At 61.5% G+C, this 12697-nt stretch carries 15 protein-coding genes; 2 read left to right on the top strand and 13 right to left on the bottom strand.

The annotated features are described in order from the left end of the window. Positions 1-84 precede the first annotated feature (84 nt). Positions 85-651, bottom strand: coding sequence for a TetR/AcrR family transcriptional regulator (locus PG888_RS15650; RefSeq protein ID WP_270693747.1), 567 nt, complete (start codon positions 649-651; stop codon positions 85-87). Positions 652-850: 199 nt separating this feature from the next. Between PG888_RS15650 and PG888_RS15645 the strand changes: the two genes are divergently transcribed. Beyond that, the gene (locus tag PG888_RS15645) at positions 851-1888 is read left to right on the top strand and encodes an alkene reductase (protein WP_270693748.1); all 1038 of its coding nucleotides are present in this window, start codon (positions 851-853) and stop codon (positions 1886-1888) included. Between the two features lie 108 nt (positions 1889-1996). Here the strand turns inward: PG888_RS15645 and rpoS are convergent, their stop codons facing one another. The 11 genes from rpoS to PG888_RS15590 all read right to left on the bottom strand — a co-directional run bounded on the left by rpoS (position 1997) and on the right by PG888_RS15590 (position 10686). Then, positions 1997-2983, bottom strand: coding sequence for an RNA polymerase sigma factor RpoS (gene rpoS, locus PG888_RS15640; protein WP_270693749.1), 987 nt, complete (start codon positions 2981-2983; stop codon positions 1997-1999). A gap of 45 nt (positions 2984-3028) precedes the next feature. Then, positions 3029-4099: a peptidoglycan DD-metalloendopeptidase family protein gene (locus PG888_RS15635; RefSeq protein ID WP_197927674.1), complete on the bottom strand. Its 1071-nt coding sequence runs from the start codon at positions 4097-4099 to the stop codon at positions 3029-3031. A gap of 9 nt (positions 4100-4108) precedes the next feature. Then, positions 4109-4690 (bottom strand): YqaA family protein, encoded by a 582-nt coding sequence (locus tag PG888_RS15630; RefSeq protein WP_042656469.1) that lies wholly within the window; start codon positions 4688-4690, stop codon positions 4109-4111. Beyond that, positions 4687-5304: a protein-L-isoaspartate(D-aspartate) O-methyltransferase gene (locus PG888_RS15625; RefSeq protein WP_033138377.1), complete on the bottom strand. Its 618-nt coding sequence runs from the start codon at positions 5302-5304 to the stop codon at positions 4687-4689. Before PG888_RS15625 ends, PG888_RS15630 begins: the two co-directional genes overlap by 4 nt. 7 nt (positions 5305-5311) lie before the next feature. After that, a complete protein-coding gene (surE, locus tag PG888_RS15620) occupies positions 5312-6058 on the bottom strand; it encodes a 5'/3'-nucleotidase SurE (RefSeq protein WP_042656468.1) in 747 nt (248 codons plus the stop codon). Then, the gene (gene truD, locus PG888_RS15615) at positions 6039-7097 is read right to left on the bottom strand and encodes a tRNA pseudouridine(13) synthase TruD (protein ID WP_234606142.1); all 1059 of its coding nucleotides are present in this window, start codon (positions 7095-7097) and stop codon (positions 6039-6041) included. The genes surE and truD overlap by 20 nt, the downstream gene beginning before the upstream one ends. Next, entirely contained in the window at positions 7097-7573 is a 477-nt protein-coding gene (ispF, locus tag PG888_RS15610) for a 2-C-methyl-D-erythritol 2,4-cyclodiphosphate synthase (RefSeq protein WP_058053313.1), read from the bottom strand. Before ispF ends, truD begins: the two co-directional genes overlap by 1 nt. A 146-nt stretch (positions 7574-7719) precedes the next feature. After that, positions 7720-8412, bottom strand: coding sequence for a 2-C-methyl-D-erythritol 4-phosphate cytidylyltransferase (gene ispD, locus PG888_RS15605; protein WP_234606141.1), 693 nt, complete (start codon positions 8410-8412; stop codon positions 7720-7722). After that, positions 8405-8722 carry a cell division protein FtsB gene (gene ftsB / locus PG888_RS15600; protein WP_058053304.1) on the bottom strand — a complete coding sequence of 106 codons (318 nt, stop codon included), beginning with the start codon at positions 8720-8722 and terminating at the stop codon, positions 8405-8407. The genes ispD and ftsB overlap by 8 nt, the downstream gene beginning before the upstream one ends. A gap of 208 nt (positions 8723-8930) precedes the next feature. Then, on the bottom strand, positions 8931-10448 hold the full coding sequence (putP, locus tag PG888_RS15595) for a sodium/proline symporter PutP (RefSeq protein WP_139409173.1): 1518 nt from the start codon (positions 10446-10448) through the stop codon (positions 8931-8933). A 70-nt stretch (positions 10449-10518) separates the two neighbouring features. Next, positions 10519-10686 carry a hypothetical protein gene (locus PG888_RS15590; RefSeq protein WP_162626868.1) on the bottom strand — a complete coding sequence of 56 codons (168 nt, stop codon included), beginning with the start codon at positions 10684-10686 and terminating at the stop codon, positions 10519-10521. An 87-nt stretch (positions 10687-10773) separates the two neighbouring features. On the opposite strand from PG888_RS15590, the gene PG888_RS15585 reads away from it, so the two are divergent. After that, a complete protein-coding gene (locus PG888_RS15585; protein WP_234606138.1) occupies positions 10774-11667 on the top strand; it encodes a VirK/YbjX family protein in 894 nt (297 codons plus the stop codon). Between the two features lie 69 nt (positions 11668-11736). Here PG888_RS15585 and PG888_RS15580 read toward each other — a convergent pair whose 3' ends face one another. Then, the gene (locus PG888_RS15580) at positions 11737-12663 is read right to left on the bottom strand and encodes a L,D-transpeptidase family protein (RefSeq protein WP_197927679.1); all 927 of its coding nucleotides are present in this window, start codon (positions 12661-12663) and stop codon (positions 11737-11739) included. Between the last annotated feature and the right edge of the window lie 34 nt (positions 12664-12697).

Below are 12697 nucleotides of genomic sequence, written 5' to 3'. Positions count from 1 at the left end.
CTGGCAACAAAGGTTGATGCAAGGGCTGAGACCAGAAACAACAGTGGCTCCCTCGGGAGCCACTGTTGTTTCTGCAGTATCGCCTTACGCCCGCAGGGCCCGCATCAGCTGGGCGACCACATCGTCGAGCAGGGGGCGATCGGGGCGGCACTGGGCGAAGGTGACCAGCCCTTGCAGGTTGATCAGCAGCAAGGCGGTGAGGGTGCGGATATTGCTATCCGGGGCCAGCTCGCCTTTTGCCTGTGCCTGTGTCAGCAACTCGGCCAGATCCTGCTCCAGTTCGCCGTAGATGGCCTTGACCCGCTGGGTCAGCTCCTCATCCTGCTCGCTCAACTCCATCATGGTGCGAGTCACCAGACAGGAGCCGCAAAGCGCCTCTCCCACAATCCCGTCGAGATAGGCAGCAAGGCCCGCCAGCGGGCTCGAGTTGTCGAGCAAGGCGCGGCGCAGGGTGCGTTTGCCCTCGACATAGTGATCCACCGCCGCCAGCAGCAGGCCGCGCTTGTTGCCGAAGGCGCCGTAGATGCTGCCCGGATGCAGGCCGGTGGCGGCCACCAGCTCCTGCATGGTGGTCTTGGCGTACCCCTTGGCGCGAAACGCTTCCATGGCATTTCGCAGCACCTCGTCCCGATCAAACTCGGCTATGCGCATGGTTCCTCCCGTGAGAAATGGTTCACCGGCAAGGGGCAAACAGGCCCGCCGATAAAGAGTGGCTGGAAAGGGCGGCAAGTTTACCCCAGCCGCCCGCTCGGGCCAACATTCTTGAACGAGCATTCAAAAAAAGCTTGCGCCCGACGCAAAAAACGTCTTGAATGCACATTCAAGAATAACCCGTTCAGGACAAACTATCATGAATACCCTGTTTCAGCCGTATCGACTCAATGACACTCTGACCCTGGCCAACCGCTTCATGATGGCCCCGCTCACCCGCTGCATGGCAGGCCCCGGTCTGGTGCCGACCGAGCAGATGGCTGCCTATTACGGCCGCCGCGCCGACATCGGTCTGATTGTTTCCGAGGCCGTCATCATTCGCCCCGACGGGCAGGGCTACCCCAATACCCCGGGCCTCTTTACCCAGGCGCAGATCGATGGCTGGAAGAAAGTGACCAGCGCCGTGCACGCCAAGGGCGGCAAGATCTTCGCCCAGCTGTGGCACGTCGGTCGCCTCTCCCACCCCTTCTTCCATCAGGCTGAAGTGCTGGCCCCCTCTGCCGTGGCGCACGAGGGCACAGTACCCCGCATGCGCGAGCTGACCTATCAGGTACCGCGTGCCCTGACCGAGGCCGACATCGCCCAGCTGGTACAGGATTACGCCCAGGCCGCTGCCAACGCCATCGAGGCAGGCTTTGACGGGGTGGAGATCCACGGTGCCAACGGCTATCTGATCGACCAGTTCCTGCACCACTCCACCAACCTGCGCACCGACAACTACGGCGGCAGCCCGGAAAAGATGAGCCGTTTCGCGCTGGAAGTGGTCGATGCCATCAGCGCCCGTATCGGCGGTGATCGGGTTGGCATTCGCCTCTCCCCCGGTGCCTATGTTCATCTGGAGGGCAGCCCGGAAGATCGCGCCGTGTTCGACTATTTGCTGGCCGAGCTCAACGATCGCCCGCTGGCCTATATCCACCTCGGCATCTTCGATGACAACCTCACCTTCGATTATCTGGGTGGCCGCGCCTCCGACTATCTGCGCGCCAACTACAAGGGCAATCTGGTCGGGGTGGGCAACTACGACGCCGAGCGCGCCGCCGTGGCCATCGAGGCCAACCGCTTCGATCTGGTGGCCATCGGTCGTCCGCTCATCGCCAACCCGGACTATCTCGACAAGGTGAAGAAGGGCGAAGCGCTGGTGCCCTACGCCGACACCATGCTGGCCGAGCTGGTATAACCGCACCGCCATCGCCAGACGACAGGCAATAAAAAACGAGGGGAGCGATTGCTCCCCTCGTGTTATTCACTTGTTCAGCCGTTTGTTGTCAGCCGGCAGCCACCGTGATCAGGTGCGAAACAGCGCTTCGATGGAGAGTCCCTGGCTCAGCAGGATCTCCCGCAGGCGGCGCAGCCCTTCGACCTGGATCTGACGTACCCGCTCGCGGGTCAGACCAATCTCGGCCCCCACATCTTCCAGCGTGGCAGGCTCGTAACCCAGCAGGCCGAAACGGCGTGCCAGCACTTCCCGCTGCTTGGGATTGAGCTCTTCCAACCAGTGCACAATGCTGGCGCGCATGTCGTCATCCTGAGATTCCAGCTCGGGCCCCATGCCGCGCTCATCGGAGAGCACATCCAGCAGCGCCTTGTCGCGATCGCCACCGATGGGGGTATCTACCGAGGTGATCTTCTCGTTGAGCTTGAGCATGCGGTTCACACTGTCCACCGAACAATCCAGCGCAAAGGCGATATCCTCGGCGGTCGGTTCATGATCGAGACGGTGCGAGAGTTCACGCGCGGTGCGCAGGTAAACGTTTAACTCCTTGACCACATGAATGGGCAGACGGATGGTGCGGGTCTGGTTCATGATGGCCCGCTCAATAGTCTGGCGGATCCACCAGGTGGCGTAGGTGGAGAAACGGAAGCCGCGCTCGGGGTCGAACTTCTCGACCGCACGGATAAGACCGAGGTTGCCCTCTTCGATGAGATCCAGCAGCACCAGGCCGCGGTTGTTGTAGCGACGGGCGATTTTCACCACCAGTCGAAGGTTGGACTCGATCATGCGCTTGCGGGCTGCTTTGTCACCCCGCAAGGCACGACGGGCGTAGTAGACTTCCTCTTCGGCAGTGAGCAGCGGGGAAAAACCAATCTCCCCCAGATAGAGTTGCGTGGCATCCATCACCTTGTTCAGTTCCGGTGCCAGCAACTCATCGGAGATAGTCTCTTCCGCCTCGGCGACTACCTCATGCAACTCTTCTACTTCTTCTTCGTTCGATTCGGGTTCAACGTCAAACTCTAACTCTGCATCCTGCATTACCAGTTGTTCTTGGCTCATGGTGTGTCTCCCTGACGTTACCAGAGTAAGACGGTCTCTCTGGGGTTAACGCTTTGGCAAATAGCTCATCGGATTGATCGATTTGCCTCGGTACCGGATCTCGAAATGCAATCGCACATCCGGCGCGTCCGTGCTACCCATGTTGGCAATGACCGAGCCCCCCTTGACGCTGTCCCCTTCCTTCACCCGCAACTCATCGTTGTGTGCGTAAGCGGAGAGATAGTCATCATCATGCTTGAGGATGATCAGCTTGCCGTACCCCCTTAAAGCACTGCCAGCGTATACCACTTTACCACCGCTGGCGGCGTAGACGGGTTGCCCCTTCTGGCCGGCTATGTCGATACCCTTGTTACCCTGTTCTGCAACAGAGAACCCCTCGACGATCCGGCCTTTTGCGGGCCAGTGCCAAGCAAGTCTCGACTGGGAGTTGTTTGTTTTTTGTTCTTTGGTCTGAGCGTATTCCTTCGGTGCCGCCGGAGCAACGGATTTCTGAGCGATGAATGGCGTGGTCTGACCAGAGCCGCTCGGCTCAGCCAACGGACGCGGTCCGCTGCTCGGACGGCTCACTGCCACCGGCGTTACAGTTGCCGGACGAGTCGTAGCCACCATCTGGGTCGAACCACCGCCAGCGGTCTGGACGTTGAGTACCTGACCCGGCTGCAGCGCATAGGGGGCGCTCAGATTGTTGCTCTGGGCCAGCACCTGCGGCGTCATGCCAAACTGGCGGCCGATGCTGCTCAGGGTATCGCCGCGGCGTACTTCATAGGTACCGGCACTTCTGCTGCTGGTCACCGCAGAGCCCGATGCGTCGAGACGCAGCCGCTGCCCCGGGTAGATATTGTAGGGCGGACTGATGTTGTTGAGACTGGCCAGCGACGGCACGTCGTTGCCGGAGTTGAAGGCGATGGAGTAGAGGGTATCGCCCCGCTTCACCACATAGCTGCCGCCCTGAATGGGGGCGCTGAGCTGAGTGCCGCTCTGGCGAGCCGGAATGGTCGAGACGAACTGATCATCACCTACCCCATCCACCGGAGCTGCATTTTTACTGGAGGAGCAGGCAAGCAGCAGCCATGACAACACCACGACACTGCTTCCTTGCCAAATACGCGAACGCATAATGGATCCTTAACGACTAAACCAGAAATAGGCCACAACGGCCAGACCAATACAGAGCCAACCGAGCACATCCACGTAGTGCATCAGTTTGCGTTCCATCTTCTCGCCCCCCCAGCGCATCAGGCCCGCCACCAGGAAAAAGCGCATGCCACGACCGATGAGGGAGGTGATGATGAAGGGCAGCAGAGCCATTTGCAACAACCCTGCCGTCACGGTAAACACCTTGTAGGGGATGGGGGTGAAGCTGGCAATGAAAATGACCCAGATCCCCCACTGCTCAAACCAGTGGCGGGCGATCCCGATCTTGTCCTGATAGCCCACAGACTCCACCAGCGGCAGCACCACCGGATCCCACAGGGCATAGCCAAGGGCGTAACCGAACAGGGCACCCAGCACCGAGAAGAGGGTTGCCAACCCGGCGTAGTGCCACGCCTTGTGCGGCTTGGCGAGCGCCATTGGCGCCAGCATCACGTCCACCGGGATCGGCCAGAACACCGACTCGATAAAGGCGGTGATGGAGAGATACCAGGGGGCATGCTTGTGGCGGGCCCACTGCATCACCAGTACGTACAAACGGGAAAACAACTTCACTCAACATCTCCGTCAATCAGGGGAACAAAACGTACCGGTTCCAGAATACGGCTGGTCAACTGGGAGCCGGATCGTTCGATCAGCTGCAGGGTCTGCTGGCTGTCACCCACCGGCAACACCAGTCGACCCCCTTCGGCCAGCTGATCGGTCAGTGCCGTGGGGATTTCGCTCGCCGCGGCAGTCACCAGAATGGCGTCATAAGGCCCCTTGTTGGGCCACCCCAGCCAGCCGTTGCCGTGCTTGGCCGAGACATTGTGCAGATCGAGCTGGCGCAGTCGGCGCCGGGCCTGGAACTGCAGCGACTTGATCCGCTCAACGGTATAAACATGCTCCACCAGATGGGCGAGGATCGCCGTCTGGTAACCGGAGCCAGTGCCAATCTCCAGCACGTGGGCCGGATCATTTTGCATCAGCAACTCGGTCATTCGCGCCACCATGTAGGGCTGCGAAATGGTCTGGCCGTGGCCAATGGGCAGGGCGGTGTTGTCCCACGCCTTGTGCGCCATGGCCTCGTCCACGAACAGCTGGCGCGGCACTTTCGCGATGGTCGCCAGCACGCGAAAATCGCGAATATCCTGCGCAATGAGCTGATTTAACAGGCGCTGTACTATCACACCACCCTCATCCCTGCAGATCTAACCAGGCCCCCAGACCGGCGAGACTGTCATAGGCAGTCATATCGATGGTCAGGGGGGTAATCGAGACATAGCCCTGCTCGATGGCAGCAAAGTCGGTACCGTCACCGGCATCCTGCTGGCTGCCGGGAGGGCCAATCCAGTAGATGGGCTGGCCACGGGGATCCTCGGTGCAGATCACCGACTCCGCCCGGTGGCGATTGCCAAGGCGGGTGGTCTTGATCCCCTTGATCTGCTCGAGGGGCAAATCCGGCACGTTGACGTTGAGGATCTGATCGGCAGGCAGGGGGTGTTTCATCAGTCCCTTCACCAGCAGGGCCGCATAGTGGGCCGCCGTGGCGAAGTGGGTCTTGCCCACCAGCGAGATGGCGATGGAGGGGTAGCCAAGATGGCGCCCCTCGGTGGCCGCGGCGACCGTGCCCGAGTAGATGACATCATCCCCCAGGTTGGCGCCGTGGTTAATACCGGCCACGACCATATCGGGTTCAGGGCGTACCAGCTCGTTGACCGCCAGATGCACGCAGTCGGTCGGCGTGCCCTTCACCGCATAGTAACCGGTTTCGCTGATACGGGTGACCCGCAGCGGTACTTCCAGCGTCAGGGAGTGACTCGCGCCGCTGCGATTGCGATCCGGCGCCACCACAATGACCTCGCCGCAGGCGCGCAGCGCCTCGCTGAGAGCTCGAATGCCCTCGGCATGCACACCATCATCATTACTGACCAGAATTCGCATCGGTCTGATTCCTGAAACCATGATCGGCCTCTTCGGCCTGCATTAACTCGCGCACCACGCTGGTGGCAAACGCGCCCGCTGGCAGGAAGAAGGAGAGGGTCAGCGCCTCGCCGTCCAGTTGCCAGCTCATCTGCTCCGGCTTGAGCAGCAGCGGGCGGCGATCCTGATCCAGCCCCGCCTTCTCCAGCCCGTCACACCAATCGCTGTAAGGGGCCAACACGCCCTGTTCAAACTCGGCAGCGGCACCCTGACTGGCCAGACGGCCACGGCCCCACTGGGGGGCGGTCAGTTGCACGTCGCCGGAGGCAAGGCGCGCTTCCAGCTCGGGGGTCAGCACCTCTTCACTGAAGATGGAGTGGCTGCCCTTGAGCATCACGCAATCACCGGCCAGCAGCTGATGGGCCAGCCCCTGCTCGATACGGGCGCTGACGATGGCGTTGAACAGCATGCTGCGGGCGGCAGAGAGATAGAGGGAGCGCTTGTTGCGATCCTTGATCCGCTTGCCGGCAAACATCGCCTTGGCCGCTTCCAGGTTGTTGCCATCGCGGCCAAAGCGCTGCTCACCATAGTAATTGGGCACGCCCTGCCCGGCGATGGCCTGCAGGCGCGCTTCCAGTCCGTCGGCCTGTTCCAGACCGGTGAGGCGCAGGGTGAAGTGGTTACCCTTGAGGTAGCCGACCCGCAATTTGCGGTTGTGACGCTTGGCTTGCAGGATCTGGATGCTGTCGCTCTCGATAACCGACAAATCCGGCTCGGCCTTGCCCGGCAGATGAATGCCAAACCACTGCTCGGTCACCGCGTGGCGATCCTTCAGGCCCGCCCAGGTCACCGCATTGCGGTTGACCCCGGCCGCATCGGCCAGCAGACCGGCCACCCAGGCAGTGTTCTCGCCGGTTTTGCGCACCCGGACGAAGATGTGCTCCCCTTCCCCGCAGGGTTCGAAGCCGAGATCTTCATTGACCACGAAGTCGGCGGCCTCGGCCTTGAGGATACCGCGGGCGGTGGGCGCCCCGTGCAGATAGGCAAGTTGTTCCAGCATTATTGTTTCACCAGTAGGACGACGGCTTCGGTGGCGATCCCTTCCTTGCGCCCCGTAAACCCAAGCTGTTCGGTGGTGGTCGCCTTGACGTTCACCCGGTTCAAATCACATTGCAGGTCGGCGGCCAGCACGGCGCACATGGCGTCGATATGGGGGGCCATTTTGGGGGCCTGGGCGATGATGGTCACATCCAGGTTGCCGATGGCATACCCTGCGCGCTGCACGCGGGCAAACACATCCCGCAGCAGGATGCGACTGTCGATCCCCTTGAACTCGGCAGCGGTATCGGGGAAGTGGCGACCGATGTCACCGGCACCGATGGCCCCCAGCAGGGCATCGCTCACCGCGTGCAGCACCACGTCGCCGTCGGAGTGGGCAACCAGCCCCTGTTCGTAGGGAACCGGCACCCCACCCAGCATGCAGGGGCCAACCCCACCAAATTTATGGACATCAAAACCATGACCTATGCGCATCATCAGCGGCAACCTCCCAACATGCTGAAACCAACCCCATCAATTTTGTGTACGTCCACACCATGTCCAATCCGGATCATGCTAACTCCTTGTTCGGGCCTGTTTGTTCGAGACAGCCTGCTCTGAACGGTTTGTTCTGACTGAGAGGTTTATGCCTGCTGGCTTAAAAACAGCCCCGCCAGCGACAAGTCTTCCGGCCGGGTCACTTTGATATTGTCGGCGCGCCCTTCCACCATCCGCACCGCGAATCCGGCCCGCTCCATGGCGGAGGCCTCGTCGGTGATGGTGGCGCCCAGCAGCAGCCCTTCTTCCAACGCCCGTTGCAGGGCACGGGTCGGGAACATCTGCGGCGTCAGGGCATGCCAGAGCTGCTCGCGCTCGACGGTGGCGATGATATTGCCCTCGCCATCGGAGCGTTTCATGGTATCGCGCACCCGGCTGCCGAGAATGGCACCGCCGCAGCCCATGGCCGCAGCAATCAGCGCATCGAGATCGCCGTGAGTCAGACAGGGGCGAGCCGCATCGTGCACCAGCACCCACTCCCCTTGCGCCACATGAAGGCCATTGAGGACGGAAAAAGCGCGCTCGGCGCCTCCCTCTACCCGCACAATGCGCGGGTCGGCCGCCACGGGCAGGGCCTCGAACCAGCGGTCATGGGCCGCCAGCGCCACGATCACCTGGGCGATGGCCGGGTGGGAGAGCAACCGCTCCAGGGTATGTTCGAGAATGGTTTTACCCGCCAGTTGCAGGTACTGCTTGGGGCAATCGGCCCCCATCCGGCTACCGATACCGGCGGCAGGGACGATCGCCGTCAGGCCGGATACCCGGCTGGCATCAGTCATCGTAGGGCGCATCGTCCGGCACTGTCTCTTTGTCTTTCTCTTTGGGGATGATCCGGTAGAAGGTCTCCCCCTGCTTGATGTAACCCAGATCGTTGCGCGACAGCTCCTCGATGGCCTCGAGGCCAGAGGTGAGATCATCTATCTCGCGGTAGATGAGGTCGTTACGATCCTTGAGAGTCTGGTTGTCCCGCTGTTGCTGCGAGATGGCCTCCGACAGGTTCTGGTAATCGGATAGCCCGTTCTTCCCCAGCCAGAGGTCATATTGCAGTCCCCCCAGCAGGAGGATCAGGATCAGGGTGAATAGGCGCATGCACTGGGTCTCCTTCAGGCGGCCTAGTGTCCCATATTCGGTGCCAAGACAAAAGAAAGCGAGCACCGTCGAGCCCCCGGCCGAACATAAAAAAGTGCCCAAGAGTGAATCAGATAGCACAAAGCCCCGCCAAACCGGTGCAAGGATGGCCAACCAGGGCGCTCCTTATCCGGGGGCGGGGCTCTCAATCAGAAAGCTATCAGGGGGATCAGTTCACCGCGACTGGTTCTCCCGCGCTCTCGGCCGGGGTGTTGTACTCCTCCTCGGCATCACGGAAACGCTCCAGCATCGCTTTTGATGGCGCTTCACCCAGCAGGCTACCCACTACGATGGCCAGCAGTGCGAACAGGAAGCCCGGGATGATTTCATACAGCCCCAGCCAGCCAAACTGCTTCCAGACGATGACGGTGATGGCACCGACCAGCATGCCGGCCAGCGCGCCGTTGCGGGTCATTCGCGGCCACAGCACCGAGAGCAGCACTACGGGGCCGAAGGCGGCACCGAAACCGGCCCAGGCGTAGCTCACCAGCCCCAGCACCCGGTTCTCCGGATTCATGGCAACGGCAATGGCAATCACCGCGATCAGCAGCACCATCAGGCGACCCACCCACACCAACTCACGCTGGGAGGCGTTCTTGCGCAGGAACGGCTTGTAGAGATCCTCGGTAATGGCGCTGGAACAGACCAGCAGCTGGCAGCTCAGGGTACTCATCACCGCCGCCAGAATGGCGGAGAGCAGCACACCGGCGATCCAGGGGTTGAACAGGATCTTGGAGAGCTCGATAAAGACCCGCTCCGGGTTACCGGTCACCCCAGCCGCCACTTCCGGGAAGCGGGCAAAGTAGGCCAGTCCGAAGAAGCCGATGGCCACCGCGCCTGCGAGGCAGAACACCATCCAGGTCATGCTGATGCGACGGGCATTGGCCATGGAGTGGTGGGAATCCGCCGCCATGAAACGGGCCAGAATGTGGGGCTGACCGAAGTAGCCCAGGCCCCAGGCCATCAGCGAGACAATGGCGATCACATCCAGATTCTTGAACATGTCGAGGTTGGTGGCGCTCTTCGCGGCTACCTCGATCATGGCGCTGTCCACCCCACCGACGGCGATGATGACGAAGATCGGGGTCAGGATCAGGGCGAAGATCATCAGGGTCGCCTGCACCGTGTCGGTCCAGCTCACCGCGAGGAAACCACCGAAGAAGGTGTAGGTGATGGTGGCGGCGGCACCGACCCAGAGGGCGGTGTTGTAATCCATGCCAAAGGTGCTCTCGAACAGACGGGCACCGGCCACCACGCCGGAGGCGCAGTAGATGGTGAAGAACAGCAGGATCACCAGCGCCGAGAGGATCCGCAGCACCTTGCTGTGATCTTCAAAGCGGTAGGTGAAATAGTCCGGCAGGGTCAGGGCATTGCGGTTTTTCTCGGTATGTACCCGCAGGCGACCCGCTACCCAGCGCCAGTTGAGGTAGGCGCCGATGACCAGACCGATGGCGATCCAGCTCTCGGAGATGCCGCTGACGAAGACGGCGCCGGGCAGGCCCATCAGCAGCCAGCCGCTCATATCTGAGGCGCCGGCGGAGAGGGCGGTAACCCAGCTCCCCATCCGGCGACCGCCCAGAATGTAGTCATCAAAGTTGCGGGTGGCGCGATAGGCGACGAAGCCGATCAACACCATTCCGAGGATATACACCAGGAAGGTGATTAACATGGGTGTGCTAGCTGTCATGCAAAACTCCGTTTTGTGTCATTTTCTGCCCGCTCTGGTGACGGGCTCATCCCTAAAAAACCGGCCTAGCTTAATCAGCCGTTCGCGCCAGCTCAACCACTTTTAACAAACACAAAACACAATAAAAACCTTTGCGCATCAAATCATCTGCCGCATCAAGAGGATGGCGCCAGATTTCCTGCCGTGACCATGTTGTCCATATCGCCGCGCTGGCAGCTATTGAGCGTTCTGTTTTCACATTTTGTTACTATCCATTTTTTACAAGCCTGCGCCCCGCTCCTACACTCCCCGCCCAGTCTCATTACACCAGCCAGAGCTCGGCACCATGTCATCTCATCTGTCACACCTGCGCACCCTCGCCCGCCACCTTCACCCGGTGGAAGAGTCGGGTCATCTCATCAGACGGGCCAAGTATGTGGGGCGTCTCTGGCTCAATCCCGGCGCCCGCGCCCTCTATCGCCAGCAGCAGGAGCAACCGCTGCTGGCGCAGGCGATCAGCCGCTTCCCCGATATTCTGGAAAAGCCGATCCACCCCTATCGCCACAAGGGGCTCCGCAAGCGCCTGCGAGCCGGGCTTATCAGCGGCCACTACCAGCAGCTGGCCCGTCAGCTGCCGAAGGCGCAGCAACTGGCGATCTACAGCGGGCGCGGCCTGTTGCTGGCCCAGTGGCAGAGCGACAAGCTGACGGCACCGCTGACCCTGCAATTGGATTACCAGACCCACATGGGCAAAGAGGGGGAGATGAGCCTGACCCTCAAGCTGGGTGACGCGGCGCTCTATTACATGGCCCTCAATCTGCGCCCCGCACCGAACCCGACCCTCGAGATCTGCTCGCTGCAGGGCGGCAAGGGGCAGAGCGAGGAGATCAAGCTGGTCACCAAGGCGTGCGGCGGGCTGCGCCCCATGTCCCTGCTGGTCTATATGGCCGCCGAACTGGCCCGGGGGTTGGCGTGCAAGAGCCTGCTCGGGATCCGCACCCAAAGCCACGTCTATCAGAGCAGCAAGCGCACCGCCGATCGGGTCAAGTTCGACCTCGACGGCTTGTGGCAGGAGCATCAGGGCTGCGTGCAGGATGAACTCTGGATGAGCCTGCCGCTGGAGGTGCCCCGCAAGACGCTGGAGGAGATCCCCTCCCGCAAGCGGGCCAGCTACAAGGCGCGCTACCAGCTGCTCGATCAGCTCGGCAGCGAGCTGCAGGCAAATCTGCTGCGACGCTGAGTCAGCGCAGCAGAAACAAAAAGGGCGAACAGCATGCTGTTCGCCCTTTGTCATGACGGGGATCGGTCCTTAGCGGTTGATCGCCATCGGCATGCCGTTACGCTGCTCCAGCGCCTGCTTCACCCGCTGGGAGTCGCTGTCGGCGTGAGCGATGAAGCGGGTCACCGCCGGAGTCATCGGCAGCGGTGCCGGCAGCTTGGAGTTGAACTCCTCCTCGCTGCGCGACAGCGGCTGGTGCACTTCCAGATAGCGGACGCCGTTCGGTTCGAGAGAGGCCTTGATCGGCTGGTTGACGAACTGGACGCGGGTACCGACCGGTACCTGCTTGAACAGGTACTCGATATCTTCGTTACGCAGACGCACACAGCCGTGGCTCACCCGCAGGCCGATGCCGAAGTTGGCGTTGGTGCCGTGGATGGCGTACATCTTGCCGATGTAGAGGGCGAACAGACCCATGGGGTTGTCCGGACCGGCCGGCCATACCGCAGGCAGGCTCTCGCCACGGGCGGCATATTCGGCGTGCATCTTGGCGGTCGGGGTCCAGGTCGGGCCCGCTTTCTTGCGCTGCACGCTGGTCACCCAGTTTTCCGGAGTATCGGTGCCAAGCTGGCCGATGCCGATGGGCAGCACTTCAACCACTTTTTTACCCTTGGGGTAGTAGTAGAGGCGCATCTCGGCCACGTTGAGCACCACCCCTTCCCGCGGCGCATCCGGCAGGATCAGCTGTTGGGGGATCACCAGCTTCTCGCCAGTCTGCACCAGCAGGGGATCCGCATCGGGGTTGGCTTCAGTCATGTTGGTGAGCCCCAGCTGGAATTTCGCCGCAATGGCCTCCAGCGGCTGGCCGTTCTCTTCGGCCGGGACCACGTATTCCAGATTTTCCCCTACCAGACGGCTGTTGGCCGCAGGCAGAGCATATTCAACAGCGAAAACCGGCGCAGCGGTCAGCAGCAGGCTGTAGCAGAGTGTTGCCACACTATTGCGAAGGAGCTTCATAACTTTCCCATGATGATGACTTGAAGTGACGTCT

The sequence above is a fragment of the Aeromonas sp. QDB23 genome (assembly GCF_027707745.1).
Lineage (GTDB): Bacteria > Pseudomonadota > Gammaproteobacteria > Enterobacterales > Aeromonadaceae > Aeromonas > Aeromonas allosaccharophila.
Note: the sequence above shows the minus strand (reverse complement) of the source record. Positions and strands in the feature narration are given on the sequence as shown.